Origin of the sequence: Bordetella tumulicola, from assembly GCF_965138755.1 — a bacterium.
GTDB classification, from domain to species: domain Bacteria; phylum Pseudomonadota; class Gammaproteobacteria; order Burkholderiales; family Burkholderiaceae_B; genus Bordetella_A; species Bordetella_A tumulicola.
The window spans coordinates 245717-270827 of record NZ_CBCSFP010000001.1; the positions used below are offsets into that span (position 1 = coordinate 245717).

The 25111-nt window shown below is 61.0% G+C and carries 26 protein-coding genes; 4 read left to right on the plus strand and 22 right to left on the minus strand.

Annotation, left to right across the window (positions count from 1 at the left end):
- Positions 1-58 precede the first annotated feature (58 nt).
- From ACNAZS_RS01175 to mltG, 5 genes are all read right to left on the minus strand, one after another.
- Complete coding sequence (locus tag ACNAZS_RS01175) at positions 59-961, minus strand: ankyrin repeat domain-containing protein (RefSeq protein ID WP_415785318.1); 903 nt, start codon at positions 959-961, stop codon at positions 59-61.
- An 85-nt stretch (positions 962-1046) separates the two neighbouring features.
- Positions 1047-1817 (minus strand): TatD family hydrolase, encoded by a 771-nt coding sequence (locus ACNAZS_RS01180; RefSeq protein WP_415785320.1) that lies wholly within the window; start codon positions 1815-1817, stop codon positions 1047-1049.
- 9 nt (positions 1818-1826) lie between these two features.
- Entirely contained in the window at positions 1827-2879 is a 1053-nt protein-coding gene (gene holB / locus ACNAZS_RS01185; RefSeq protein WP_415785322.1) for a DNA polymerase III subunit delta', read from the minus strand.
- Complete coding sequence (gene tmk, locus ACNAZS_RS01190; RefSeq protein ID WP_415785324.1) at positions 2876-3508, minus strand: dTMP kinase; 633 nt, start codon at positions 3506-3508, stop codon at positions 2876-2878. Before tmk ends, holB begins: the two co-directional genes overlap by 4 nt.
- The gene (gene mltG, locus ACNAZS_RS01195; RefSeq protein ID WP_415785326.1) at positions 3505-4515 is read right to left on the minus strand and encodes an endolytic transglycosylase MltG; all 1011 of its coding nucleotides are present in this window, start codon (positions 4513-4515) and stop codon (positions 3505-3507) included. The genes tmk and mltG overlap by 4 nt, the downstream gene beginning before the upstream one ends.
- A 175-nt stretch (positions 4516-4690) precedes the next feature.
- Here mltG and ygfZ point away from each other — a divergent pair, with 175 nt between their 5' ends.
- Positions 4691-5698, plus strand: coding sequence for a CAF17-like 4Fe-4S cluster assembly/insertion protein YgfZ (ygfZ, locus tag ACNAZS_RS01200; RefSeq protein ID WP_415785328.1), 1008 nt, complete (start codon positions 4691-4693; stop codon positions 5696-5698).
- Here the strand turns inward: ygfZ and ACNAZS_RS01205 are convergent.
- The 6 genes from ACNAZS_RS01205 to ACNAZS_RS01230 form a co-directional block, all read right to left on the minus strand.
- On the minus strand, positions 5695-6162 hold the full coding sequence (locus ACNAZS_RS01205) for a PaaI family thioesterase (RefSeq protein WP_415787005.1): 468 nt from the start codon (positions 6160-6162) through the stop codon (positions 5695-5697). The genes ygfZ and ACNAZS_RS01205 overlap by 4 nt on opposite strands.
- Positions 6163-6173: 11 nt before the next feature.
- Positions 6174-7064 (minus strand): 3-hydroxyisobutyrate dehydrogenase, encoded by an 891-nt coding sequence (mmsB, locus tag ACNAZS_RS01210; RefSeq protein WP_415785330.1) that lies wholly within the window; start codon positions 7062-7064, stop codon positions 6174-6176.
- A 57-nt stretch (positions 7065-7121) separates the two neighbouring features.
- Entirely contained in the window at positions 7122-8282 is a 1161-nt protein-coding gene (locus tag ACNAZS_RS01215; RefSeq protein ID WP_415785332.1) for an enoyl-CoA hydratase/isomerase family protein, read from the minus strand.
- Complete coding sequence (locus ACNAZS_RS01220; protein WP_415785334.1) at positions 8279-9433, minus strand: acyl-CoA dehydrogenase family protein; 1155 nt, start codon at positions 9431-9433, stop codon at positions 8279-8281. Before ACNAZS_RS01220 ends, ACNAZS_RS01215 begins: the two co-directional genes overlap by 4 nt.
- 159 nt (positions 9434-9592) lie before the next feature.
- Positions 9593-9937 carry an RnfH family protein gene (locus tag ACNAZS_RS01225; RefSeq protein ID WP_415785336.1) on the minus strand — a complete coding sequence of 115 codons (345 nt, stop codon included), beginning with the start codon at positions 9935-9937 and terminating at the stop codon, positions 9593-9595.
- The gene (locus ACNAZS_RS01230; RefSeq protein WP_415785338.1) at positions 9927-10361 is read right to left on the minus strand and encodes a type II toxin-antitoxin system RatA family toxin; all 435 of its coding nucleotides are present in this window, start codon (positions 10359-10361) and stop codon (positions 9927-9929) included. Before ACNAZS_RS01230 ends, ACNAZS_RS01225 begins: the two co-directional genes overlap by 11 nt.
- A 90-nt stretch (positions 10362-10451) precedes the next feature.
- On the opposite strand from ACNAZS_RS01230, the gene smpB reads away from it, so the two are divergent.
- A complete protein-coding gene (gene smpB, locus ACNAZS_RS01235; protein ID WP_415785340.1) occupies positions 10452-10919 on the plus strand; it encodes an SsrA-binding protein SmpB in 468 nt (155 codons plus the stop codon).
- A gap of 48 nt (positions 10920-10967) precedes the next feature.
- Here the strand turns inward: smpB and ACNAZS_RS01240 are convergent, their stop codons facing one another.
- Together ACNAZS_RS01240 and ACNAZS_RS01245 are read right to left on the minus strand one after the other, a co-directional pair.
- Positions 10968-11897, minus strand: coding sequence for an SPFH domain-containing protein (locus ACNAZS_RS01240; protein WP_415785342.1), 930 nt, complete (start codon positions 11895-11897; stop codon positions 10968-10970).
- A 203-nt stretch (positions 11898-12100) separates the two neighbouring features.
- Complete coding sequence (locus tag ACNAZS_RS01245; RefSeq protein WP_415787007.1) at positions 12101-12520, minus strand: NfeD family protein; 420 nt, start codon at positions 12518-12520, stop codon at positions 12101-12103.
- Positions 12521-12596: 76 nt separating this feature from the next.
- On the opposite strand from ACNAZS_RS01245, the gene ACNAZS_RS01250 reads away from it, so the two are divergent.
- The gene (locus ACNAZS_RS01250) at positions 12597-13361 is read left to right on the plus strand and encodes a glutamine amidotransferase (protein WP_415785344.1); all 765 of its coding nucleotides are present in this window, start codon (positions 12597-12599) and stop codon (positions 13359-13361) included.
- Positions 13362-13660: 299 nt separating this feature from the next.
- Here the strand turns inward: ACNAZS_RS01250 and ppsA are convergent, their stop codons facing one another.
- Complete coding sequence (gene ppsA / locus ACNAZS_RS01255) at positions 13661-16024, minus strand: phosphoenolpyruvate synthase (RefSeq protein WP_415785346.1); 2364 nt, start codon at positions 16022-16024, stop codon at positions 13661-13663.
- Positions 16025-16183: 159 nt separating this feature from the next.
- Between ppsA and ppsR the strand changes: the two genes are divergently transcribed.
- Positions 16184-17014 carry a posphoenolpyruvate synthetase regulatory kinase/phosphorylase PpsR gene (ppsR, locus tag ACNAZS_RS01260; RefSeq protein WP_415785348.1) on the plus strand — a complete coding sequence of 277 codons (831 nt, stop codon included), beginning with the start codon at positions 16184-16186 and terminating at the stop codon, positions 17012-17014.
- A 20-nt stretch (positions 17015-17034) separates the two neighbouring features.
- Here the strand turns inward: ppsR and ACNAZS_RS01265 are convergent, their stop codons facing one another.
- The 8 genes from ACNAZS_RS01265 to bamA form a co-directional block, all read right to left on the minus strand.
- Complete coding sequence (locus ACNAZS_RS01265) at positions 17035-17823, minus strand: TrmH family RNA methyltransferase (protein ID WP_415785350.1); 789 nt, start codon at positions 17821-17823, stop codon at positions 17035-17037.
- A gap of 6 nt (positions 17824-17829) precedes the next feature.
- Complete coding sequence (gene rnhB, locus ACNAZS_RS01270; RefSeq protein ID WP_415785352.1) at positions 17830-18435, minus strand: ribonuclease HII; 606 nt, start codon at positions 18433-18435, stop codon at positions 17830-17832.
- Complete coding sequence (lpxB, locus tag ACNAZS_RS01275; protein WP_415785354.1) at positions 18422-19609, minus strand: lipid-A-disaccharide synthase; 1188 nt, start codon at positions 19607-19609, stop codon at positions 18422-18424. The genes rnhB and lpxB overlap by 14 nt, the downstream gene beginning before the upstream one ends.
- Positions 19606-20400, minus strand: a complete 795-nt coding sequence (gene lpxA / locus ACNAZS_RS01280; RefSeq protein ID WP_415785356.1) for an acyl-ACP--UDP-N-acetylglucosamine O-acyltransferase — start codon at positions 20398-20400, stop codon at positions 19606-19608. Before lpxA ends, lpxB begins: the two co-directional genes overlap by 4 nt.
- Complete coding sequence (gene fabZ, locus ACNAZS_RS01285; RefSeq protein ID WP_415785358.1) at positions 20401-20856, minus strand: 3-hydroxyacyl-ACP dehydratase FabZ; 456 nt, start codon at positions 20854-20856, stop codon at positions 20401-20403.
- 60 nt (positions 20857-20916) lie between these two features.
- On the minus strand, positions 20917-22068 hold the full coding sequence (lpxD, locus tag ACNAZS_RS01290; protein ID WP_415785361.1) for a UDP-3-O-(3-hydroxymyristoyl)glucosamine N-acyltransferase: 1152 nt from the start codon (positions 22066-22068) through the stop codon (positions 20917-20919).
- 13 nt (positions 22069-22081) lie between these two features.
- The gene (locus ACNAZS_RS01295) at positions 22082-22642 is read right to left on the minus strand and encodes an OmpH/Skp family outer membrane protein (RefSeq protein WP_415785366.1); all 561 of its coding nucleotides are present in this window, start codon (positions 22640-22642) and stop codon (positions 22082-22084) included.
- 120 nt (positions 22643-22762) lie between these two features.
- A complete protein-coding gene (gene bamA, locus ACNAZS_RS01300) occupies positions 22763-25093 on the minus strand; it encodes an outer membrane protein assembly factor BamA (RefSeq protein WP_415785368.1) in 2331 nt (776 codons plus the stop codon).
- Positions 25094-25111 lie beyond the last annotated feature (18 nt).

The following is a 25111-nucleotide window of genomic DNA, read 5'->3' on the forward strand; positions in this document are numbered from 1 at the left end:
GCGCCAGACCTGCCCGCCGGATCTCAATGATCGAGGGGAATCCTGGTGACATTAAAAATTAGTCGTAGCTATTGAGCTTCACGCCAGACACGCCTCCCAGATCAGCACCACCGTCCCCGGATGGAGTGGGCGCGTCGGCGGATTTGGGTGCGGTTGGACTGGATTGCACTGCCTGCGGGATTTCCTGCGGCTGGACGGGCGTCGCCTGAGGTTGTCGGGGTGCCTGGGACGCCGGTGCGGCCTTGGCACTCCCCGATTTGCCGCGCTGGATATCGCGTTGTTGCTCGGCCTTGGCAATGATCTGGGCCAACTCGGCGCCTAGTTCGCCTCGTTTGGCGACATAGGCCCAGTCAGACGCGTTCTGGCCCTTGAGGTTGCGAGTGGTGATGTCAGCGCCCGCGTCGAGGAGCAAATCCACCATGTATTTGCGACCGGAAAACCCGGCCATCATGATCGGGGTGGTGCCTTCGGGCGACGGCGCATTCACCATGGCCTTGTTCGCGAGCAGCAGCTTGGCCACGTCCATCTGGGCCTTGGAGGCCGCATAGTGCAGCGGCGTCCAGCCCAGGCGGTTGACCTGGGCGCCCCGTTTGATCAGAGATCGGGCGCGATCCGTCTCCCCTGCCACTGCCAGGTACATCAAGGCGGTTTCGTTGGCGGGATTGACCGCATTGACGTCGGTGCGCGGATCGGCGGCCAGCACGTCAAATACCTCCCAGGCGCCGTCGACGACGGCCCGCATCAGGGCGGGTTGGCCGTTTTTATAGCGCACATTCGGATCTGCCCCCTTGGCGAGCAGTGTTTTTACCTCCGAGGCCTTGTCGTTATGGATGTAGACCCACCAGTTGTCGGGCGTGGCATCCGCGTGAGCGATAGGCGCGAGAGCCGCCGTCGCAGCGGTCAGGGCGATCGCCGCCAGCAATGAACGAGTGCGCAGAGGGAAAAAAGGAGAATATTTCATCGAAAATACTTTAATTAATTTACTTTAAATAAAGTGCTTTTAAAGTATTAATTTAAATAAATTACTTTAAATATTTTAGATTAGATTACCGATCTATCTTGTTGAATAATTTAAAGAAATTTTCTGTTGATGCACGCGCAACGTCAGCCACCGGGATGCCTTTCAGGTCCGCAATCTTCTCTGCGACGTGGATGACTTTCGATGGATCGTTGATCTTGCCTCGATATGGCACGGGTGCCAAGTACGGGGAATCGGTCTCGATCAATAGCCGATCCAGCGGGATGTTGGTAGCCACCTCATGCACGACACCCGCATTCTTGAACGTGACGATGCCCGAGAGGGAAATATAGAAATTCAGATCAATGGCCGCCTGGGCCATCTCCCAGGACTCGGTAAAACAGTGCATGACACCCCCTACTTCGGCGGCGTTTTCCTCGCGCAAGATGCGCAGCGTGTCCTGAACGGAGTCCCGGGTATGGATGATGAGCGGCAGATTCGTCTGCCGCGCCACGCGGATATGGCGGCGAAAACGCTCGCGTTGCCAGTCCAGGGGTTCGCTCAGGCGATAGTAATCCAGCCCGGATTCACCGATCGCCACGACTTTCGGATGCTGGGCCAATTGAACCAGCTCGGCTTCTGTGGGATCGGGGGTCTCTTCGTAGTCAGGATGCACACCGACGGACGCCCAGAGATTTCGGTGCGGCTCGACCAACTGAATCAAGCCCGGCCAATCGGGCATATCCACGCTGACGACCAGGGCGTGGGTGACCTGATTGGCTTGCATGCGCTGCAGGATGTCGGGCAAGTCCTGGGCTAGCTTGGGGAAATTGAGATGGCAGTGCGAATCAACGTACATGGGGAGACTTCAAACTTGGCAAGAAAGCACCACGCGCTGCAGAGTCGCGTGTGCAAATAATTTAGGACTGAGGGGGTGAGTCGCCACGCGACGCTGCTGCGTCAGCCAACGGGCACCCTCCGCCAAGCGTACCGCATCGGCACGCGAGGCCGTCAGGCCCACCCATTTTGCCAATGACGGGAAATAACGCACCGGCGCCCCTACCCCGGCCAGCATCAGGTCAGCATACAGGCGCTGCAGGGTATCGATCCAGTCGGTCGGCGGGGTTTTATCCAGGCTCTCGGCCAAGGTGCCGATATCGGGCGCCTGTCCCTGGGCCAGAGGCTCGATCAGCGACGATAGCCAGGTGGGACACGGCTGGTCGGTATTTTGCGATAGCTGGAGCGCCGCCAGAGGGGCGCCACCTGCGGCTGCCAACCATTCCTGGGCGGACTTGACGCCTTGTGCCTGCAGCCAGTGCAGCGTCTCTTCGGGTCCGGGCGCAGGCAGTGGCAGGCGGCGGCAACGCGACACCAGGGTCGGCAGCAGCCGATCGGGGGCGTCGGCCACCAGCAGGAAAACCGTGTTGGTGGGCGGCTCCTCCAGCACCTTGAGCAGAGCATTGGCGGAAATGACGTTCAATGCTTGCGCCGGATACAGCAGTGCGACGCGCCAGCCGCCCCGGTGAGTCGCGGTGTTGAACCACGATTCCAGGGCCCGGATTTGATCGATACGGATTTCTTTTGAGGGCGCGCGCTTGGTCCTGCCGGTCGCCCCGGCGGACTCCGCCTCGTCAGCGCCTTCGGCGGCGCCGCCCTCTTGCAACGCGATGGCTTCGGGACGTATGCGTCGCAGATCGGGGTGATTGCCGCTCGCGACCCACGTACAGGCGGGGCATTCGCCGCAGGCGAGCTGGTTGCGCGGCGACTCACACAGCAAGCTGGCGGCGGCAGCAAAGGCAAACTCTTTTTTACCTATTCCCGCGACACCGTGAATCAGCCAGGCGTGCGCAAAACGATCGCGCCCGGCCAACCACGTCTGGGCAATATCTTGCTGCCACGGCAGGAACTGGGCGCTGCTCATGCGCTGCGCGCCGCCTGCACGACGGCTTGTAATTGGGCCTGCAACTGTGTGCGGACCTGCTCCATCGGCTGACTGGAGTCCACGATGCGAAAGCGTTCGGGTTGTGCGGCGGCGCGCGCGTGATAGGCGGACCGGGTGCGCTCAAAGAATGCGGCTTCTTCGCGCTCGAAACGATCGGGTTGACGCGCATCAGCCAGGCGGGCTCTCGCCAGCTCGAGCGGCACGTCAAACAACCACGTGCAATCGGGCCGCAGCGACGGTTGCATCCATTGTTCCAATACGGCGACGCGTTCCATGCCCAGTTGCCGGCCTCCGCCCTGATAGGCGTAGGTTGCATCGGTATAACGATCGCAGACGACCCAGTCGCCGCGCGCCAGGGCGGGCTCGATGACCTGGGCGACGTGCTCGCAGCGCGCCGCAAACATCAGCAGGGTTTCGGTATCGAGCGTCATGGATTCGGACAGGACCAGGCCCCGGAGTTTTTCGCCCAGGGGGGTGCCCCCCGGCTCCCGTGTCGCCACGACGGTGTGCCCCAGCGCGCGCAGCGTATCGGCGATCCAGGCTGCATGGGTGCTTTTCCCCGCACCATCTACGCCCTCGAGGGTAAGAAAACATCCACGTGCTGTCATTGATTCCGGCCCAGAATATAGCGCGCCACATTGCGATTGTGCTCGGACAGGTTAGCCGAAAACTCGCTGGTGCCATTGCCGCGCGAAACAAAGTACAAATATTTATGGCGCTCGGGTTGCACCGCAGCCAACAGCGCTGCCCGCCCGGCCGCCGCAATCGGCGTCGGCGGCAATCCGGCGCGAGTGTAGGTATTCCAGGGCGTGTCGGCCTGCAGATCGGCGCGCCGAATGCGCCCCTGGTAACGATCGCCCATGCCGTAGATCACGGTCGGGTCGGTTTGCAACATCATCCCGATCCGCAAGCGGTTCACAAAGACGCCGGCCACGCGCGTGCGCTCGGGGCCATGGCCCGTTTCCTTTTCAACGATCGAGGCCAGCACCAGGGCCTCGTAGGGCGTTTTCAGGGGCAGATCGTCTTGCCGTTTGGCCCAGACGGCGGCCAACACCTGTCGGCCTTGTTGATAGGCCTGGCGCAATATCTCGAAATCCGTGGTCCCGGGGGTAAAGACATAGGTGTCCGGAAAGAATAATCCCTCGGGCGCTTTGATATCCGAGCCCAGTTTTTCCATCAAGGCGTCGTCGCTGATGTCGCCCAGGGTCTGCTTCACGTCGGGATTGGCGCGCAGGGCGGCACGCATTTGCTGATAGGTCCAGCCCTCCAGAAAGGTGAGCTGGCGCTGCACCATTTCGCCGCGCGCCAGACGTTCCAGCAGCGTCCAGGGGGAATCCCCGCGCCGCGCCTCGTAGCCACCAGCCTTGATCAATTTGTCGCGTTCGGACAGGCGCGCCAGCCAGGTGAAGCCGTCTTCCCAAATGGGAATGCCCGCCTCGTTCATGGCACGCGCCATCGCCCGCGGCGTATTGCCGGGCGACACGATGAATTCGACTTTATCGGCCGGCAAGTCGATGTCGCGGTTCATCCAGACCCACGCGCCACCGACTGCGGCCCCCGCGAGCACCAGCATCAACAGGCACAGCGACAAAAAATATTGGAAGAGCTTTTTCATAAGTTTGCGCAGTTTAATGGATCGCAGCCATTTTTCATGGATTGCGGCTTTTTGACCGAGGCCTGTGCACCCCTATTAAAAGCGGGGTATTGCTGCGACTTACAAGGGCGGGCGGGTATTATGGCTGTCTATATCGGCGCCGTCTTGGTGCCCTACTCTGTTGACCGCCTCTGCCATGTCCGCTTTTTTTGATTCGATTTCATCCACCTCGTCCGGTTCCGTCTATGCGACACCCTTGACCGACTATGCGGTCATTGCCGCGACGGGCGCCGATGCGCTGGCTTTTCTGCACGGGCAACTGACCCACGATGTGACCGGGCTCTCGCCCGACGTGGCCCGACTGTCCGGATACTGCACGGCCAAGGGCCGTTTGCTCGCCACCATGGTCCTGTGGCGCGCGCAGCCTGCGGCCGACGAGGCCGCCGATGCGCCCCAGCTTTATGCGTTGGTGCGGCGCGATCTGGCCGATGCCCTGGTCAAGCGGCTGTCGATGTTCGTGCTGCGGGCCAAGGCCAAACTGGCCGTCACCGCGTTGCAGGTCACCGGCGTGTGGGGCGAGCCCGCGGACGTTGATGCCCTGCAAACGGCGGCTGGCGGCGCATTGCCCGCCACGCCCTGGCAACGCGTCGATCTGCCCAGCGGCACCTGGATCGCGGCGCCCTTGGTCAGTGGCGGTTTGCGCTGGTGGTGGATCGCCAGCCAAGCCCAGCAAGACCAGGCGTCCACCTTGGCGACACAGGTCCAACGCGGCGATGCCGATCACTGGCAAGCGGCCGATCTGGCCACCGGTTTGCCCTGGGTCGCGGCCGCCACGCAGGATGTCTTCATTCCCCAGACGCTTAATCTGGACCTGATCGACGGCGTGAGCTTTACCAAGGGCTGTTACCCTGGGCAAGAAGTCGTGGCGCGCAGTCACTATCGCGGTACCGTCAAGCGCCGCACGGCCTATGGCCAGTGGGACACAATGGATACTGTCCCGGCCCCCGGCACCGACATTTACGACGCCCGCCAGCCACAAGAGCCTTGTGGTCGTATCGTTGACGCATCGCGCAGCGGCGCGCTCTTCGAAATCACCTTGGCGGCGCTGGACGACGGCGATTTGCGTATCGGTGCGCCCGACGGCGCAAAGATCACCGTCGCCCCCCTGCCCTATGACTTGGCCGACGGCGGATTCAAAGGCTAGCGCGGCGTGACCCGTACCGCCGTCATCAAGCCCACCAGGCATAACGCGGACTGCTCGCCACGATAAGCGTGGACCTCTACCTGGCAAATCGTCAAACGCCGGCCGGGCTTGAGCACACGGCCCGTCGCCACAAAACGATGGCCGTCGGCGGGCGCCAAAAAGTTCATTTTGAACTCGGACGTCAGGACTTCCTCGCCTGCGTCAAACAGTGATAGCGCGGCATAGCCACCCGCACTATCCGCAATAGTAGTGGATACCCCCGCATGCAGAAACCCGTTTTGCTGGCAGAGATCCGCCCGATAAGGCAGCGCGATGTCGACCTGCCCCGGCTCAACGCGCGACAACTGTGCGCCCAAGAGCGTCATGATCGATTGCCTGGCAAAACTGTCCCGCACCCGTTGCGCCGCGACCGCCGTATCGGCGTCGTCCGCGGCCGCAGCATACGCTGCTGAGCCTGTCGTCACGGCGCCGTCACTCACGAGGGTTTATGCACGTAGAGATTCACGATGCTGGAGAAATCCAGCTTGCCGTGGCCCTGCCCACTGTGCAGAGAATACATGTTGCGCGCCAATTCGCCCAAGGGCGTAGACGAGCGCGTCGATAGCGCGGCCTCGGCAGCCAGCCCCAGGTCTTTGAGCATCAGATCGACGCCAAAACCACCGGCGTAGCCCTTGGAGGCCGGCGCGTTTTCCATCACACCCGGCCAGGGGTTGTACAGCTCTGTGGCCCAATTGCGCCCGGAGCTCTTGGCGATGATGTCCGACAGAACTTTGGGGTCCAGACCGTTGGCCACGCCCAACGCTAGCGCTTCGGAGGTGCCGGCCATCAAGATGCCCAGCAGCATGTTGTTGCAGATTTTGGCGACTTGCCCGGCGCCTGCTGGTCCGGCGTGAAAAATGTTTTTGCCCATGTTTTGCAGGATGGGTTGGGCGCGCGCAAAGTCGGCGGCTTCGCCACCCACAATAAAGGTCAGCGTGCCCGCTGCGGCCCCGCCGGTACCGCCGGAAACGGGCGCGTCGATCATGGCCAGACCGCGAGTTTGCGCCACCATCGCGACCTTGCGCGACGAGTCGGGGGCGATCGTGCTGCACTCAATGATCAGCGCGGCGGGATCGATCGCCGACAACAGATCCGAATCCAGGTATAGCGCCTCAACATGTTTGCTGGCAGGCAGCATCGTGATCACCACTTCGGCGCCTTTCACGGCGTCAGTGGCCGATGTGGCCGGGCGCGCGCCGGCATCGGCCAAACTGTTGACGGCGCCAGGCACCAGATCGTATACGGCCAGGCTGTGGCCGGCTTTAATCAGGTTGTTTGCCATGGGCGCGCCCATATTGCCCAAGCCAATAAACGCGATGCTACTCATGTCGGGGTCTCCTCGTATTTGTCGTCGTATCGTGTCGAAATCAGAGTACTACTGAATTCAGCGTGCGCCCAGATCCGCCAAAGGGTGCGCTTGCCCGGCGGGCCAGGGGGCCTCGAAAAACCGCTGCACCCAGGCCTCGGAGGCCTGCTCAATGGTGGCGGGATTCCATTTGGGTTGCTTGTCTTTGTCGATCAACAGCGCACGGATGCCTTCGGCGAAATCGCCTTCGGCTGCGCAGGCCAGGGCCGCCACATATTCGGTGCGAAAGACATCGGCCAGCGAACTGAGCCGCGTATGACGCAACAGGGCAAACGCCAATCGGGCCGAGCCTGGCGATCCGGCCAACATCGTCGATGCGGCACGCGCGAGCCAGGGATCCTCGTGTGTTTTCAAGGCCCCAATAGCATCAACGATCATGCCCAGGTCCTCGCCGCCACACAGGGCGTCAATCATCGCCGCATGTTGGCGCAATGGTCCCGGTGCGAGCGCCGTCGACGGCGCATGCGCCAAGAGGGCCTGACGCAACAATCCATCGTTGATGAGCCGCGCCGTGCGGCCATCGTCGGCATCCTTCGCGGCCCAGTCGGGTTGCAGCAGCGCCTCGGTAACGCGCGGCCAGTCGGTCGAGTCCAGACGAAAGTCGGCCAGCCCGGCATAAAAAATATCTGACGTCGTGAGCTGTGCGCCCGTCAGCGCTAAAAATAGTCCGATACGACCCGTCATGTGGTTCAGCATCCAGCTGCCGCCGACATCGGGAAACAAGCCGATGGATATCTCCGGCATGGCCAGGCGCGTGGTCTCGCTGACGACCCGATGACTAGCACCCATCATCAGGCCGACGCCACCGCCCATGACGATACCGTGGCCCCAGCACAAAATGGGCTTCGGGTAGGTGTGAATTTGATAATCCAGCCGATACTCGCGTTCGAAAAAATCGCGCGCGAGCGGATTGGCCCACGCCCCCTGCCCGCGATGCGCTTGCATGCTGTGATAGAGGCCGTGCAGATCGCCGCCCGCGCTAAAGGCCTTGCCGCCCGCACCTTGCAGCACCACCATCGCCACCCCGGTGTCGCGCGACCACGCGTCCAGGCGCTGGGCCAGCAAATCGACCATTTCCAGCGACAGACCATTGAGCGTTTGCGGCGCATTCAGCGTGGCAAAGCCCAGGCGCATGCCATTGGCGGTGGTTTTTTCTTCGAACAACACGGGGGCATTCATCGGACGTCGGCTCCTTTTTCCAACAATTGGCGGGCCACGATCACACGCATGATCTCGTTGGTGCCCTCAAGAATCTGATGGACACGCGTATCGCGCACCAGACGCTCTAGCGGATAATCACGCAGGTATCCATAGCCCCCATGGATTTGTTGCGCATCCAGGCAGATCTGAAAACCCATGTCAGTCGCAAAGCGCTTGGCCATCGCGCAATAGGTGACCGCGTCGGGTGAGCCCGAGTCGAGCTTGCAGGCCGCCAGGCGCACCATTTGGCGGGCCGCCACCAAGTGGGTGGCCATGTCCGCGAGCTTGAATTGCAGCGCCTGAAACTCCGCCAGGCGACGGCCGAACTGCTTGCGTTCGTCCATATAACGCCGGGCCGCGTCCAGGGCGCCTTGCGCGGCGCCTACCGAGCAGGTTCCGATATTGATGCGACCGCCGTCCAGGCCCTTCATGGCGATCTTGAAGCCCTCGCCCTCCTGACCCAGCATATTGGCTGCCGGCACACGGACGTTTTCGAAGGTGATCGGCCGGGTGGACTGGCTGTTCCAGCCCATTTTTTCTTCTTTGCGGCCGTAGGTGATACCAGGGCTATCGGCCGGCACCGCGAAGGCGCTGACGCCGCCGGGACCGTCGCCGCCGCTGCGGGCCATGACGATCAGCAGATCCGTGTCGCCGCCGCCCGAGATAAACGCCTTGGCGCCATTCAGGACAAAATCATCCCCGTCGCGCTGCGCCCGGGTAGACAGCGATCCCGCGTCCGAGCCCGCGCCGGGCTCGGTCAGGCAATACGACGCCAGCTTTTCGCCGCTGGCCAGCAACGGCCCCCAGGCTTCGCGCAAGGTCGGTTGCCCCCACTGCCCGACCATCCAGGTCGCCATGTTGTGTATGGTCAGAAACGCGGTGGTCGATGGGTCCACGGCGGCCATTTCCTCGAACACCAGGGTGGCATCCAGGCGCGGCAACCCCAACCCGCCTATGTCTTCGGCGGCGTAGATCGCGCAAAACCCCAGCTCGCCCGCTCGCGCAAAGGCCTCGCGGGGGAAAATGCCTTCGGCATCCCAGCGCGCGGCATGGGGGGCCAACTCGCCTTGGGCATAATCACGCGCAGCCTGCGCAAATGCACGCTGCTCGTCAGAGAGTTCCAGATCCACAGCTTGTCTCCTGTTGGTTGGTCTAGTCGGCGTCATCGCAGCCTCGTGAACCGCGGCGCCGCCATTCGTCAATTTTGCATGACGTTAACGTAAACGTAAATCCGTAATGGCTATCTTAACCAGATTAGCAGGAGAAAATTGTCACTCTGATGACGAGACTTACAACAATCCCGCGGGGCGTGCCCGGCCGTTGCGAGCGGCCGTGGCCTTGGCGCGACGGTGTTCGGCGCGGCGACGGCGCGACACCATGGGGTCAAAGCTCAGCGGCCGATAGACTTCGATCCGATCCCCGTCGGCCAATGCGGTCTCAGCCTGACAGAGCTTGCCAAACACGCCCACGCCCTGCCCCCAGGGATCGAGATCGGGAAACGCCGCTTGCAACCCGCTTTCACGCAGGGCGTCCTGCACGGTGGCGCCCGTCGGCAGCGTGAGCGCGCGCTGCCACACGGCCGACGGCTCGGCATAGCAAACGCTGATATGCAAGTTGCCGGAGTTATTCGCCATAAATGGCCTGCGCGCGCTTGGTAAAGGAATCAATGAAACTGGACGCGATGCGATTAAAAACCGGGCCTACCACCATCTCGAGGGCCCGGTTGGAAAACGCGTACTCCATGGTGAACAGTACCTTGCAGGCGTCCTCGGCCAGGGCCTGGAATTCCCAGTTGCCGACCAGCATGGAGAACGGCCCGTCCACCAATTCCAACTGGATGTGGGTCGGGTACTCGTGCGTGTTGCGGGTGGTAAAGCGCTGCTTCATGCCCGCAAAGCTGATCATGACCGACGCTTGCATCCCGTGCTCGTTGCGCGAATGGACCTCGGTCCCGCCGCACCAGGGCATAAATTCCGGATACTTTTCTACATCGGCAACCAGCTCGAACATCTGTGCGGCGCTGTAGGGAACGAGGACAGATCGCTGTACTTTATGCATGGACTATCGCAAATGGCTAGAATGAGTGGATTTTACCGGTAGCGCCGCTGCCGCCGCATTTTTCGCCTGATTCCTGCCTTATTCGCCCTTATGAGCATTATCGACAACCGCAAGGCCTCCCACGATTATTTCATCGAAGACCGCTACGAGGCGGGCCTGGTCCTGCAAGGCTGGGAGGTCAAGGCGATCCGTGACAACCGCGTCCAACTCAAGGAAAGCTACGTTATCGTGCGCGATGGCGAGCTGTACTTGCTGGGCATGCACGTCAGCCCCTTGCCCACCGCCTCGACGCACGTCCACCCCGATGCTATGCGTACGCGCAAACTACTGCTCAAAGCCGAGGAAATCAGCAAGCTGATTGGCAAGGTCGAGCAGCGTGGCTACGCCTTGGTCCCGCTGAACCTGCACTACAAAAACGGCCGAATCAAGCTGGACTTCGCGCTAGGTCGAGGCAAAAAACTCTACGACAAGCGCGACACCGCCCGTGAAAAAGACTGGGAGCGCGAGAAAGAACGCATGATGAAGCACGACACCCGCAGCACGCGCCGCGACGACTGAGTCGCCGCTGTGGCGCCGCGTCGGTCAGTCGCGACGCCAGTCCCAGCCTTAGGCGGGTTTGTTCGACTTGACGATGGCCATGGCCGACGCGATCAGGCCGCCCACATCCGCCAGATTGGACGGCAGAATCAGGGTGTTGCCTTCCTTGGCGAGATTGGCAAACGCATCCACGTAGCGCTCGGCCACCTTGAGGTTCACGGCTTCCATGCCGCCGGGTTGACGCACGGCCTCGCCCACCTGGGTCACGGCCTTGGCCGTTGCTTCGGCAACCGCCAGCAAGGCGGCAGCCTCACCCTGGGCTTGGTTGATCTGCGCCTGCTTTTCACCCTCGGAACGGGCAATGGCGGCCTCGCGCTCGCCGGTGGCGATGTTGATCTGCTCTTGGCGCCGGCCCTCTGAAGCAGCGATCAGGGCGCGTTTTTCACGCTCGGCGGTGATCTGCGCCTGCATGGCGCGCAAAATCTCGTTCGGCGGCGTCAGATCCTTGATTTCATAGCGCAGGACCTTGACGCCCCAGTTCAACGCGGCCTCATCCAGCGAGGACACAATGGTGCTATTGATGATCTCGCGCTCTTCAAAGGTGCGATCCAATTCCATTTTGCCGATCACCGAACGCAACGTGGTTTGGGACAATTGCGTAATCGCCGAGATATAGTTCGACGAGCCGTACGAGGCGCGCATCGGGTCGGTGACCTGAAAGTACAGCACGCCGTCGACCTGCAACTGTGTGTTGTCGCGCGTAATGCAGACCTGGCTCGGCACATCCAGCGGGATTTCCTTGAGCGAGTGCTTATAGGCTACCCGTTCGATGAACGGAATCACAAATCCCGCGCCCGGCGAGAGGACGCGGTCGAACTTCCCTAACCGCTCGATCACCCAGGCATGTTGCTGCGGCACAATGGCAATGGCCTTGATAATGATCAGCAACGCCAGGACGACCAAGACGATCAGGACGATGGTAGAAGTTTCGAACGCCATGAAAGTATTCCTGCATAGAAGGGGAAAAAACCGCCGTCGTCGAACGATAGCGGAATAAAGACTTAGCCTTGACTGTAACGTATTCGATGCATTGATCTACGACGTATTCGCACCGTGGGGCAAACTAAGGTGTATTGGGTGTAGCTGGTATAGCCAACCTGGCGTCCACATGCCTGAGCGCCAGCACCTCGGAACGCTAAGCGTCACGATTTGCGGGTCAGTATCAGCCGTGTACCGCGCATTTCGGAAATCACGTGTGCACCGGGCGCGCGCGTTTGTCCCGCGGCCAGTTCAGCCTGCCAGTGCGCCCCGCGATACCAGACGCGTGCCACTCCGTTATCCGGCCAGCTTTCGACCTCGACGACCTGGCCGATATCGAGATGCACGTCGGCATTACGCGTGGCGTCGACCTCGCGCTTTTTCAGCACACCGGTGCGACGCAAGACAAGCAGCCCCACTAGCGCAATGGCCGCGCAAACCACTAGCTGCCATTGAAAATCCACGGCAAACCAAGCGGCAACGCCCCCGGCTGCCAAGCCCAGCGCCACCAGCAACAAGTAGAACGTACCGCTGGCGATCTCGCCGATCAATGCGACAAATGCCAAGCCGAACCATATCCACATCATTGTTAGCCTTGTTTTAAGCAGAGTAGCGGTTGATTGTACGGATTTCTGGGCGATGGCGATTATGATGATGGTTATGACTACGCCCGCCCGCCCCACTGATGCCGCGTTGCCGGTTCTAATTCTGCATACCGGAGACCCTGACGAGTTTCTGCGCCAATCTCATGGCAGCTATGCGGATATGACGCGCCATGCCGCCGGACTGGCGCCTGGCGAGACGCACATCGTGCGCGTGTATGAGGGCGAACGACCGTTGGCGCCCTCGGCCTACCGTGCCGTGCTGATCACGGGATCTCCAGCCATGGTGACGGATCGAGAGCCCTGGAGCGAGCAGACTGCCGAATGGATACGGCAGGCGGCCGCCAAGGGCTTACCCATGTTTGGCGTGTGCTACGGGCACCAGTTGCTCGCGCATGCTTTCGGTGGCGTCGTGGACTACAACCCGAAAGGCCGCGAACTCGGTACGCAGATCATCGAATGCCTGCCCGAAGCGACAGGCGATGCGTTGCTGTCCGGATTGCCGGCGCAATTCCCTGCCCAGCTCCTGCATGCCCAGACCATCGCGCAGCTCCCGGAGGGTGCAGTGGCCTTGGCGCGCTCGGAGAAAGACGATCATCAATTGGTACGCATGGCGTCCAATATCTATTCCACCCAATTCCACCCGGAATTCGGGCCGGAATTCATGCACGATCATTTGATGCGACACCAGGCCGAGTATGCACGCCAAGGCCTGAACGCTACGACCCTGGCCCACGCCTTGGGACCCACGCCCACGGCGGCAAACTTGCTGCGGCGCTTTCTGGGCCTGTTTCAACGCAGCGCCACGTCCTCGGCAAACTAGTGATCGGCTAGACATCTCGCCGTCATAAAAAGCCCCCACGCCGCGCCTTCGGCTTGCTGCCCCCCAAGGGGGCNTTTTNCCTTGGGGCGGCCCGGCGGCAAAAAAAGCCCCCACGCCGCGCCTTCGGCTTGCTGCCCCCCAAGGGGGCCTTTTTGCCTTGGGGCGGCCCGGCGGCAAAAAAAACCTGCAATCCTTGACGGAAATGCAGGTTTTTTGCCTTGGGCGGATCAAGCCAAAATCGCAGCCTGGAGGCTCTGTTTGCCTTGGGGTGTCCCAAGGCAAACAGAGCTCCTTGCGGATTATTTAGCCAAACGCTGCCACGTATCGACCACCGTGTCCGGGTTCAGCGACATGGACAGGATGCCTTCATCCTTGAGCCATTGTGCAAAATCGGGGTGATCGCTGGGGCCTTGGCCGCAGATACCTACGTACTTGTTGGCGGCCAGGCATGCCTTGATGGCACGGCTCAGCATGAACTTCACGGCCTCGTCGCGCTCGTCGAAATCGGCAGCGAGCAGTTCCATGCCCGAATCACGATCCAGACCCAGGGTCAGTTGCGTCATGTCGTTCGAGCCGATCGAAAATCCATCGAAATGCTCGAGGAATTGCTCGGCCAGAATGGCATTGGACGGGACTTCGCACATCATGATGAGCTTCAGGCCGTTTTCGCCGCGAACCAGGCCGCGCGTCGCCAACAACTCGACCACACGCTTGGCCTGGCTGACCGTGCGCACGAACGGGACCATGATCTCGACGTTGGTCAGGCCCATTTCGTCACGGACCTTTTTCAGGGCCTCGCATTCCATGCGGAAGCACTCGGCGAAGTCCTCGGAGATATAACGTGACGCGCCGCGAAAGCCCAGCATCGGGTTTTCTTCCTCGGGCTCGTAGCGCGAGCCGCCCACCAGCTTGCGGTACTCGTTGGACTTGAAGTCCGACATACGCACGATGACCGACTTGGGCCAGAACGCCGCGCCGATCGTGGCGATCCCTTCGGCTAATTTCTCGACGAAGAACGCACGCGGGCTGGCGTAACCGCGAGCGGCGGATTCGACGGCCTTTTTCAGCTCGCTATCAACATTGGGATAGTCCAACACGGCCTTCGGGTGAATGCCGATGTTGTTGTTGATGATGAATTCCAGGCGAGCCAGACCGACACCTGCGTTGGGGATCTGGGCAAAGTCGAACGCCAATTGCGGGTTGCCGACGTTCATCATGATCTTGACATCGAGCGGCGGCATTTCGCCACGGCGGACTTCTTCGACTTCGGTCTCGATCAAGCCGTCATAGATGCGGCCTTCGTCGCCTTCGGCGCACGAAACGGTAACGGCCTGGCCTTCTTTGAGGAGGTCGGTGGCATCACCGCAGCCCACGACGGCCGGGATGCCCAGTTCACGCGCGATGATCGCGGCATGGCAGGTACGGCCGCCACGGTTGGTGACGATCGCCGAGGCGCGCTTCATGACGGGTTCCCAGTTGGGGTCGGTCATGTCGGTAACCAGCACATCGCCAGGCTGCACACGATCCATCTCGGAAATGTCGCCCACGACCCGTACCGGGCCCGAACCGATCTTCTGGCCAATCGCACGGCCGGTAATCAGCACCTGGCCGGTGGCGTTCAGGCGATAGCGCAACTGGACGTCGTTGGCGCCCTGCTGCGATTTCACCGTCTCGGGGCGGGCTTGCAGAATGTAGATCTTGCCATCGATGCCATCACGGCCCCACTCGATGTCCATGGGACGACCGTAGTGTTTCTCGATGATCACGGCATAGCGCGCGAGCTCGGAGACTTCTTCGTCGTTCAATGAATAACGGTTGCGCTCGGACACGGGCACATCCACCGTACGGACAGCGCGACCTTCGGGACGCTCGGGATCGAATTCCATCTTGAGGAGTTTCGAGCCGATGCGGCGGCTGACGATGGGATAGTGACCGGTTTCGAGTGCGGGCTTGAAGACGTAGAATTCGTCCGGGTTGACCGCACCCTGCACCACTGTTTCGCCCAGGCCGTAGGACGAGGTGATGAACACCACATCCTGAAAGCCCGATTCGGTATCGATGGTGAACATCACGCCGGCGCTGCCTTTGTCGGAACGCACCATGCGCTGCACGCCGGCCGACAAGGCGACCTCGGCGTGGGCATAGCCCTTGTGCACGCGATAGGAGATCGCGCGATCGTTGTACAACGAGGCGAACACGTGGCGGATCTTGTCCAGCACGTCATCAACACCGACGACATTCAGGAAGGTTTCTTGCTGGCCGGCAAACGACGCATCAGGCAGGTCTTCGGCGGTGGCCGACGAGCGCACGGCGAACGAACCCTTGCCGTCGGCATCAAGCGCGGCAAAGGAAGTGCGGATTTGCGTTTCGAATTCAGATGAAAACGGCGCCTCGACGATCCACTGACGAATCTCGGCGCCAGCCGCGGCCAGCTCGCGAACGTCTTCGGGGTTCAGCGTGGTGAGGCGTTCTGCGATGCGCGTATCCAGGCCCGATGCCTTGAGAAAGTCTCGAAAGGCGTCGGCAGTCGTGGCAAAACCACCCGGTACGCGTACCCCTGCGCCGGACAGCTGACTGATCATTTCACCCAGTGATGCGTTCTTACCTCCTACCGAGTCCACATCCGTCATGCGGAGCTGCTCGAACGAAACAACGTACGACATTGAAGTCACCTTTTACAATGGAAAGAAAGCGAGTTTGGTCAATGCATCACGATGCGCTGACCAAACCAGCCTTGGACCGCACTTGGGGTGACTGATTCGGGGTCAAATTGTACTCGTTCGGGCACTCAAGCCCTCCCCTCTGGTTGGAATATTTTACATATGGCTTCGCCTCTTCTTGAACGTACTGTCTACATCGTCTCGGACAGTACCGGCATTACGGCAGAAACATTTAGTCACTCAGTGCTGTCCCAATTTGAGGAGGTCCACTTCAGGCCGATACGTGTGCCCTTTGTCGACACGCTAGACAAGGCCAAAGACGTCGTCCAACGGATCAATCGCAATGCTGCCGACACGGGTGTGCCGCCCATTGTGTTCAGCACGCTGGTCGATCCTCTGAGCATGGAGTGCGTGCGTAGTGCCAATGGCGTTTTTCTGGATCTTTTTGGCACGTTTGTGGGGCATATCGAGCAAGCCCTGGGCCTGAAATCCAATCATTCGGTGGGTCGTTCACACATGGCGGCCAACTCGGAGCAATACCGAAACCGTATCGATGCCATCAATTTCAGCCTGGCGCACGACGATGGCCAGTTTATCCATCAACTGGACCAGGCCGACGTGATTTTGGTGGGGGTATCGCGTTGCGGCAAAACGCCAACCAGCTTGTATCTGGCCATGCAGTACGCCATCAAGGCGGCTAATTTTCCGTTGACGCCCGACGATTTCGAACGGGGCACCCTGCCCTCTACGGTGGCGCCGCACCGGGCCAAGCTGTTTGGCTTGTCGATCCAGCCCGAACGTCTGTCCGAGGTGCGTAATGAGCGCCGGCCCAAAAGCCAGTACGCCAAACTGACGCAGTGTCGCTACGAGGTGGCCGAGGCCGAGCGAATGATGCGTCGCGAGGGGATTTCGTGGTTATCTACGACGACCAAGTCGATCGAAGAAATCGCGACGACGGTGTTGCAGGAAGTAGGGCTAGAACGCTCAAATTGAACGCGCCGTTAAGCAACGCGTCAATGTGCTCCGATCTGGCGGCGCTGTTCGAACAGGCACAGGGCCGCCGCGATCCCGACATTGAGCGACTCTACGGCCGGAGCATGATCAATGCGCACACGCAGCGTGGCGGCCCGTTGCAGGTCGACCGCGACCCCTTGTCCCTCATGACCAAACACCCAGGCACAGGCCCGCGGCAAGGCGGTCGCATACAAGTCCTGCGCGTCTTCCAGGGTCGTGACCGCCAGCGGCACGTCCAGCCGATCGACGCAGGCGGCCAGATCGACCTGCTCGTGCACGGTCAGCGCGAAATGCGCGCCTTGCCCACCGCGCAGGACCTTGGGTGACCACGCGGCCGCACACCCGGCGGACATCACCACGCGACGGATGCCGACGGCGGCGCAACTACGCAGGATCGTGCCCACATTGCCCGGATCCTGAACGCGATCCAGCCATACCATGGGTTCGGCCAATCGTTCGGGTAGTTCAGGCGACGGAGGGTCCACGACAAACAACACGCCCTGTCCAGTTTCGACGGTCTCGAGATAATGCAGCAACTGTGGCGTCAACGTCAGCACCTGATGCGCCGGCAATACATCCGTCACCGCCGCCAACAACGCGGCCAGCTCGGGACGATCTAGCCGCTCGGTGTCGAATACCGCCAATGCCGGCGCCTCGGCGCACGCCAGCCAGGCCTGGCACAGATGCACGCCCTCGAGGATCGCGCGCTCGTGACGACGACCCGCATGCTGGGCCAAGCGATGCAATTGCTTGAACTGAGGGTTTTCGCGAGACGCGACGTGTTTCATCGTGAATTACGGCAGCAATTTGCGGACCGGCGCAAAGCTGCGCCGATGTGCGTCACACGGGCCGTGTTGGCGCAATCGATCCAGATGCAATGCGGTGCCATAGCCTTTGTGCTGAGCAAAACCATACTGCGGGTACAACTGATCCAGTCGCAGCAGATCGGCGTCACGGGCGGTTTTAGCCAGAATAGAGGCCGCCGAGATCGCCGGCACCAGCGCATCGCCCTTGATGATGGTTTGCACCGTACAGCGCAGCTTGGGCGCCTGATTGCCATCGATCATGGCGACCTGGGGAGCATGGATCAAGCCCTCGACCGCGCGTTGCATCGCCAACAGGGTGGCTCGCAGAATATTCAGGGTATCGATTTCCTCGACGCTGGCGCTGGCGATATGCCAGCTCAGGGCACGTTCTTGAATCTGGAAGGCCAAGCTATCGCGTCGCGTCGCCGTCAGCACCTTCGAGTCGGCCAGACCCACGATCGGGCGATCCGGGTCGAGGATGACCGCCGCGGCGTAAACGGCGCCCGCCAGGGGGCCGCGTCCCGCCTCGTCGACGCCCGCTGTCAATACGGCCGCGAAATCCAGGGCCTCGGTAAAAAGACTATGTTGCGCCATGGGCTAGATTGAGAATGACGCGTGCTGCCAGCGTTGCCGTGTCGCGGGTCAAATCCTGGTGCATGGCCGTAAAGCGCGATTGCACACGGGCCGCGTGCGCCTCGTCGGTCAAGGCGACCCAGGTCGCCTCGGCGAGCTTGTCGGGCGTGGCATCGTCCTGGAGCAACTCCGGAACGGCGAAATCGCGCAGCAAGACATTCGGCAGCCCGACCCAAGGCAGATACGGCCGCTGCTGACCGGACTTCCAGCTCATGATGCGACGCATCCAAGGGGACAAGTAATACGAAATCACCATCGGCCGCTTGAACAACGCGGCCTCCAGTGTCGCAGTCCCGCTCGCCACCAAGACGGCGTCACTGGCCTCGAGCGCGGCCCAGGCAACCGGCAGGCCGTCCGCATCGGACAGGTCTTGTGCCGTCAAACAACGCAGCCCGGGCACCGGATACTGCGCCAGAATGGCTTCGAATTCCTGGCGTCGCTGGGCACTGACCATGGGCACGACGCACACCAGCCCCGGATCGCGCTGGCGCAACTGCTGCGCCGCCTGCAAAAAGCGCGGCGCAAGAATACGGATTTCCGATGAACGGCTGCCCGGCAAGATCGCCAGGACGCGGGCGTTGTCATCCAGCCCCAGGCGCCGGCGCGCCGTGGCGCGATCAGGCTGCATCGGAATGGCGTCGGCCAGTGGATGCCCGACGTAGGTCACGGGGATGCCCTCCTTGCGATACAGGTCTTCCTCAAAGGGAAACAGTACCAGCATGTGGGACACGGCTTCACGAATTTTGTGAATACGCTCATAGCGCCAGGCCCAGATGGACGGCCCGACAAAATGCACCGTGGGAATGCCGGCCTGACGCAGTTGAAGCTCCAGCTTCAGGTTGAAATCCGGCGCATCTATGCCTACGAATACCGACGGGGGTTGAGCCAGCCAGCGACGCTTGACGTCGCCGTACGTGCGCAACAGGCTGGGCAGGCGCTTGAGCGCGTCGACGTAGCCGAACACCGTCAGGGCATGCATGGGATGCCACGCCTCAAAGCCCGCGGCATCCATGGCGGGCCCGCCAATCCCCTGGCACGGCAGCGCAGGCTCAGCCTGGTGCAAGCCACCAATCACCCGGCTGGCGAGCAGGTCGCCTGACGGCTCGCCTGCCACCATGCCGATGGGGGCGATCATGGACGGATAATGCCGCGAGTCGAGGCATCGAAGAAGTCCAGCAACGTCTGCAGTGCCTCTGCCGCATCGGGATGCGATTGCTGGCGCGCACGCAATTCGGCGCGCGCCTCGTCCAGCGGCAGACCGCGCCGGAAAACGATCTTGTATGCCTCGCGCAGGCTGGAAATCACCGACACGCTAAAGCCGCGGCGGCGCAAACCTTCGACGTTGACGCCGACCGGCCGGCAAGGATTGCCCGCGCCCAGCACAAAAGGCGGCATGTCCTGCATCAGGGAGCTATTGCCGCCTGTCATGCTGTGTGCGCCGATTTTGCTGAACTGGTGTACCCCTGTCAGCCCGCCCACGATGGCCCAGTCGCCGACGTGTACGTGACCGCCGAGTTGCACCGAGTTGGCCAGGATCGTGTTGTTGCCGATATGGCAATCGTGCGCGATGTGCACGTAGGCCATAATCCAGTTGTCGCTGCCCAGGGTAGTCTCGCCACCGTCCTGGGTCGTGCCGGTGTTGAACGTCGTGAATTCGCGAACCGTGTTGCGGTCACCGATCACCAGACGCGTGGGCTCGCCGGCATACTTTTTGTCTTGCGGCATGCCGCCAATGGAGCAAAACCGGTAAAACCGATTATCCTGACCGATCGTCGTCACACCGTCGATCACGCAATGCGGGCCGATTTCCGTCCCGGCGCCGATAGTGACACCTGGGCCGACAACGCTATACGGGCCAATACGTGCGCTGCCATCGATCTGGGCACCCGGATCGATCACGGCGGTGGGATGGATATTTCCTGACATTTATCCTTCCAGGCTACGGATCGCGCACATGAGCTTGGCCTCGGCCACCACTTGGCCGTCGACCAGTGCACGCCCCTGATATTTGCAAATGGCACGACTCAGTCGTTCGGCCTGCACTTCGAGACGCAACTGATCGCCCGGCACTACGGGGCGACGGAATCGCGCCTCGTCGACACCAACCAGGTAATAGGCCGTCTTGGCGCTATCGCACTTCAGGCCGCCTTCGTCGTCCGTAAACGAAAACAGCGCCGCGGCCTGGGCCATGGCTTCGACGATCAATACCCCCGGCATCACGGGGTGATGGGGGAAATGGCCCTCGAAGAAAGGCTCGTTGATCGACACATTCTTGATCGCAATGATGGATTTGCCCGGCACAATTTCCAGAACGCGGTCAATGAGCAGCATCGGATAGCGATGCGGCAAGCGCTCCATGATCGCTTTAATGTCGAGTTCCATTTTCTAATAGTTCCTACCGTTTTTTGAGTAATTGCGCCGTCCTGCGCTTCGCGGGACGGGTCAGGCTTTTTCGATGGCTCGCAGACGACGGCGCAGCTGCGACAGTTGTTGTATCACGGCGGCGTTGCGTTGCCATTGACCGTGCTCGGCATAAGGATACACGCCAGTGTAACGGCCCGGTTGCGAAATGCTGGACGTGATCGCGGTGCCGCCGGAAACATGGACATCGTCGGCCAGCGTCAGATGCCCCGACAGCATGGCCGCGCCCGCAATGGTGCAACGCGAACCGATCACAGTAGAGCCCGCAATGCCCACGCAGGCGGCCACTGCCGTGTGCGCCCCTATCCGGACATTATGCGCGATCATGATTTGATTATCGAGTTTGACCCCGTCGCCGATCTCGGTGTCTTCGAGGGCACCTCGATCGATGGTGGTATTGGCGCCGATCTCGACGTCATCGCCGATACGCACGCCGCCGAGTTGGGCGATTTTGCCCCAGGCACCCTGCCCCAGCGTAGGATCTGGCGCAAAGCCAAACCCATCCGCGCCGAGCACCACACCGCTGTGCACAATGGCGCGTGCGCCTATGCGCACATTGGCGTACAGCGTAACGCGGGCGTACAGCATACAGTCGGCCCCCACGCTGGAGCCCTCTCCGATCACGCAGCCCGGCCCGAGCGTAGTACCACGGCCAATCCGGGCGCCGGCCTCGACGACACAATGCGGCCCGATGCGGACATCGTCCTCGATAACCGCATCAGGGGCGACGACAGCCAGGGGATGCACGCTGGCAGGCTGCTTGGGATGACGTGCGGCGTCAAACCATTGTGCCAGCCTGGCATAGAGTAAATATGGATGTGCACACACTACCCGGATACACGTCGGTGAATCGGGGTTGGTCTCCATGGCCTGGGCGACCTCTGGCGTGACAATGACCGCAGCGGCTCTCGTGCCTGCCAATTGGCTCTGGTAACGAGGATTGCTCAGGAAGGTGATTTCCTCGGGGCCGGCGGACGCCAGCGTACCGATGCCGCGAATACGGGGTAAATCCCCCCCGGCACTAGAAGCGGTTTGCCTGGCGGGCTGGTCGCCGACGACTGGATCGACCGATCCACAGGCCGCCTCAATGCGCAGATCCAGCCCTTGGGTATTGACCGCAGCCAGTAGCGCATCAAGGATCGGCGCGCGGCCGGTATCCAGCAGGATAGGCATGCGTACCTGGTACTTATTTGCCGAGAACCTGAATCACCCGGTCGGTGATATCGATACGCGGGTTCACCGTCACGGCGTCTTGCACGATCAAGTCGTAGTTTTCCTTTTCCGCGATGTTCTTGATGGCTTGGTTAGCCTTGGTCACGATCGAGGAAAACTCTTCGTTGCGGCGACGGTTGAAGTCCTCTTGGAACTCACGGCGCTTGCGCTGCAGATCGGTATCCAGGCGAGCCAGGTCACGCTGACGGCTCACGCGGTCCGATTCCGACAAGACAGGCGCGTCCTTGTCGAATTTCTCGGCTTGTGAACGCAGGGAGTTGCTCAGGCGCTGAAGTTCGTCGTCACGCTTTTTGAATTCGGACTCGATCTTGCTCTGGGCTGCCTTGGCCGGCCCAGACTCACGCAAGATGCGCTCGGTGTTCACGAAGCCAATTTTGGTGCCTTGGGCATGAGCAGGCAGGGTCACGACCGAACCGAGGAACAGTGCACCCGCCAGGGCCAGCGTGCCGCGCAGTTTGCCGACGCGTTGGACACGCGACGGGCTCAAGGTGTTGAGTGCGGAATCAGACATCATGAAAATCTCACCTTCCAATGAGGTAAAGCAAAACCAATATTGTGCCACTAAACCAGCAAGCGCCGGGTTGCAGCGTCTTGCTGGCGTGAACAGGCGTAACCGTAATGGTCACGAGAAACCTTAGAATCCGGTACCAATCTGGAACTGGAACGACTGGAGATCGTCACCCGATTTCGAGTTGAGCGGACGAGCATACGACAATTGCAGCGGTCCCAACGGCGACTGCCACGATAGGCCGATACCAGCCGAATAGCGCCAGCCGCAAGGATCTTCGACCCCGTCGCCAGGTTCGCCAGTTGAGCAAGGCATGCCGCTGCCGGCCGATACCTGACCGGCGTCGGCGAACAGGAACCAACGCAAGGTGCGGTCTTTTGTTGCACCGGGGAATGGCAGATACAACTGGGCGTTGGCCACAATACGGCGCGAGCCACCGATGTAATCGCCCGTCAGCGTATCGCGCGGGCCCAGCGATGAACCGTCGTAACCCCGTACCGTGCCAATACCGCCAGCATAAACGTTCTTGATGACGGGGAAGTCTTTACTGCCGTAGCTACGACCATAATCCACCATGCCATTCAGGGCAAACGTGTAGTTGCGACCCAGCGGGAAATAGTACTGCTGCTGTGCCGACAGCATGTAGTACTGGAGATCCACGGTAGAGATGTCGGACTTCAGGCGGGTATATGAGCCCTTGGTCGGCGCCAATGCGCTGTCGCGCGTGTCCTTGGACCAGCCTACGTTAAAGATCAGCGCGTTGGTGCTGTCACCGTATTGATCCACGAAGTCGCGGTAGGATTGCGGCGAGTTCGTATATAGATCGATCTTGTTGTGCTCGAACGTGGCGCCGAGGAAGACACGGTCGTACTCGGAGATCGGCACACCGAAGTTCATGCCCAGACCCATGGCCTTGACGCGGTAGTCGCCGTCGTTGTTGTTCCAGGGTTCCGTCACGCGATAGTAAGCAGACGTGGTGCGGCTGATACCGTCCTTGGTGAAATAGGGATCGGTGTGCGACAGCACGACAGCGCGATTGCTCTCGCTGGTATTGAGTTGCAGCGTCAGGTTGGTGCCGCTGCCGAACACGTTGTCTTCACTGATACCAGCCGACAAGATCGCCTTTTCAGATGAGCCGTAACCCACCCCGAGGTTGATCATGCCGGTGGGTTTTTCCTTGACGTCCACATTGACGTCGACTTGGTCGGGCGAGCCCGGCACCGGGTCCGTCGACACGTTGACCTCGTTGAAATACCCCAAGCGGTCGATACGATCGCGCGAGATCTTCAGGTCGCCCGAATCGTACCAGGCGGCTTCTTCTTGGCGCATTTCGCGGCGGACCACGGCGTCGCGCGTGCGGGTGTTGCCGCCAATCTGGATGCGGCGCACATAAACGCGGCGGCTGGGATCCACGTAAAACGTGATGTCGGCCTCGTGCTTGGCGCGATCCAGTGTCGGATTGGGGTTGACGTTGGCAAACGCGTAGCCCAGATCGCCCAGGTAGTCTGTAATGGCCTTGGAAGAGTCGTTGGCCTGTGCCGCCGAGAAGGTCTCGCCCTCTTTGACTTGCACTAGCTTACGAATTTCCGAGTCCAGGCCCAGCAAATTGCCGGCCAGCTTGACGTTGCGGACCTTGTAGGGCTCGCCTTCGTGGAGGGTGATCGTAATGTAGATGTCTTTGCGATCGGGCGAAATCGTGACCTGCGGCGGCTCGACCGAGAACTCTAGATAGCCCTGATCCAGGTAGAACGAGCGTAGCGATTCGATATCGCCTTCGAGTTTTTCGCGGGAATACTTGTCGGTATTCGTATACCAGGTCAGCCAACCCGGTGTCGACAGCTGGAACAGGTCCTGCAGGTCGCCTTCGGAAAAGGCCTTATTGCCCACAATATTGATTTCGCGGATCTTGGCGACCTCGCCCTCGAACACGTCAAAGCTCACGCCCACGCGATTACGCGGCAGCGGGGTCACGGTCGAGGTGACCTCGACACCGTACTTGCCTTTGCCGAGATACTGTTCTTTGAGCTCAAACTCGGCGCGCTCCAGCATGGACTGGTCGAATACCCGCCCTTCCCCAAAGCCCACCTGCATGAGCGACTTGGTAATTGCAGCGGAATCGAACTCGCGCATGCCGGCAAACGTCACGGAGGCAATGGTCGGACGTTCCTGGACCGCGACAACGACCACATTGTTGTCGGTTCGTATGTTGACGTCGCTGAAATAGCCTGTGCCATACAGGCGGCGCACCGCCTCGGTAGCCTCGGCTTCGGTGAACTCTTCGCCGACCTTGACTGGCAAATACCCGAATACGGTGCCGGCATCAGTACGCTGAATACCTTCGACGCGGATATCCCGCACGACAAAAGGTTCGAACGCATGGGCTATCGCCGGCAAAAGCAGCGCGGCAATCAGGCCCGGCATCAAGCCCTTTTTGTGATGAAACATCCGAGATGACATGTCCTTGACTATCCTAGG

What these genes read in the sequence shown, in the direction of transcription:
- ACNAZS_RS01175 (WP_415785318.1), bottom strand. Translation starts at nt 961, where the DNA reads ATGAAATATTCTCCTTTTTTCCCTCTGCGCACTCGTTCATTGCTGGCG.
- ACNAZS_RS01180 (WP_415785320.1), bottom strand. Translation starts at nt 1,817, where the DNA reads ATGTACGTTGATTCGCACTGCCATCTCAATTTCCCCAAGCTAGCCCAG.
- holB (WP_415785322.1), bottom strand. Translation starts at nt 2,879, where the DNA reads ATGAGCAGCGCCCAGTTCCTGCCGTGGCAGCAAGATATTGCCCAGACG.
- tmk (WP_415785324.1), bottom strand. Translation starts at nt 3,508, where the DNA reads ATGACAGCACGTGGATGTTTTCTTACCCTCGAGGGCGTAGATGGTGCG.
- mltG (WP_415785326.1), bottom strand. Translation starts at nt 4,515, where the DNA reads ATGAAAAAGCTCTTCCAATATTTTTTGTCGCTGTGCCTGTTGATGCTG.
- ygfZ (WP_415785328.1), top strand. Translation starts at nt 4,691, where the DNA reads ATGTCCGCTTTTTTTGATTCGATTTCATCCACCTCGTCCGGTTCCGTC.
- mmsB (WP_415785330.1), bottom strand. Translation starts at nt 7,064, where the DNA reads ATGAGTAGCATCGCGTTTATTGGCTTGGGCAATATGGGCGCGCCCATG.
- ACNAZS_RS01215 (WP_415785332.1), bottom strand. Translation starts at nt 8,282, where the DNA reads ATGAATGCCCCCGTGTTGTTCGAAGAAAAAACCACCGCCAATGGCATG.
- ACNAZS_RS01225 (WP_415785336.1), bottom strand. Translation starts at nt 9,937, where the DNA reads ATGGCGAATAACTCCGGCAACTTGCATATCAGCGTTTGCTATGCCGAG.
- ACNAZS_RS01230 (WP_415785338.1), bottom strand. Translation starts at nt 10,361, where the DNA reads ATGCATAAAGTACAGCGATCTGTCCTCGTTCCCTACAGCGCCGCACAG.
- smpB (WP_415785340.1), top strand. Translation starts at nt 10,452, where the DNA reads ATGAGCATTATCGACAACCGCAAGGCCTCCCACGATTATTTCATCGAA.
- ACNAZS_RS01240 (WP_415785342.1), bottom strand. Translation starts at nt 11,897, where the DNA reads ATGGCGTTCGAAACTTCTACCATCGTCCTGATCGTCTTGGTCGTCCTG.
- ACNAZS_RS01245 (WP_415787007.1), bottom strand. Translation starts at nt 12,520, where the DNA reads ATGTGGATATGGTTCGGCTTGGCATTTGTCGCATTGATCGGCGAGATC.
- ACNAZS_RS01250 (WP_415785344.1), top strand. Translation starts at nt 12,597, where the DNA reads ATGACTACGCCCGCCCGCCCCACTGATGCCGCGTTGCCGGTTCTAATT.
- ppsA (WP_415785346.1), bottom strand. Translation starts at nt 16,024, where the DNA reads ATGTCGTACGTTGTTTCGTTCGAGCAGCTCCGCATGACGGATGTGGAC.
- ppsR (WP_415785348.1), top strand. Translation starts at nt 16,184, where the DNA reads ATGGCTTCGCCTCTTCTTGAACGTACTGTCTACATCGTCTCGGACAGT.
- ACNAZS_RS01265 (WP_415785350.1), bottom strand. Translation starts at nt 17,823, where the DNA reads ATGAAACACGTCGCGTCTCGCGAAAACCCTCAGTTCAAGCAATTGCAT.
- rnhB (WP_415785352.1), bottom strand. Translation starts at nt 18,435, where the DNA reads ATGGCGCAACATAGTCTTTTTACCGAGGCCCTGGATTTCGCGGCCGTA.
- lpxB (WP_415785354.1), bottom strand. Translation starts at nt 19,609, where the DNA reads ATGATCGCCCCCATCGGCATGGTGGCAGGCGAGCCGTCAGGCGACCTG.
- lpxA (WP_415785356.1), bottom strand. Translation starts at nt 20,400, where the DNA reads ATGTCAGGAAATATCCATCCCACCGCCGTGATCGATCCGGGTGCCCAG.
- fabZ (WP_415785358.1), bottom strand. Translation starts at nt 20,856, where the DNA reads ATGGAACTCGACATTAAAGCGATCATGGAGCGCTTGCCGCATCGCTAT.
- lpxD (WP_415785361.1), bottom strand. Translation starts at nt 22,068, where the DNA reads ATGCCTATCCTGCTGGATACCGGCCGCGCGCCGATCCTTGATGCGCTA.
- ACNAZS_RS01295 (WP_415785366.1), bottom strand. Translation starts at nt 22,642, where the DNA reads ATGATGTCTGATTCCGCACTCAACACCTTGAGCCCGTCGCGTGTCCAA.
- bamA (WP_415785368.1), bottom strand. Translation starts at nt 25,093, where the DNA reads ATGTCATCTCGGATGTTTCATCACAAAAAGGGCTTGATGCCGGGCCTG.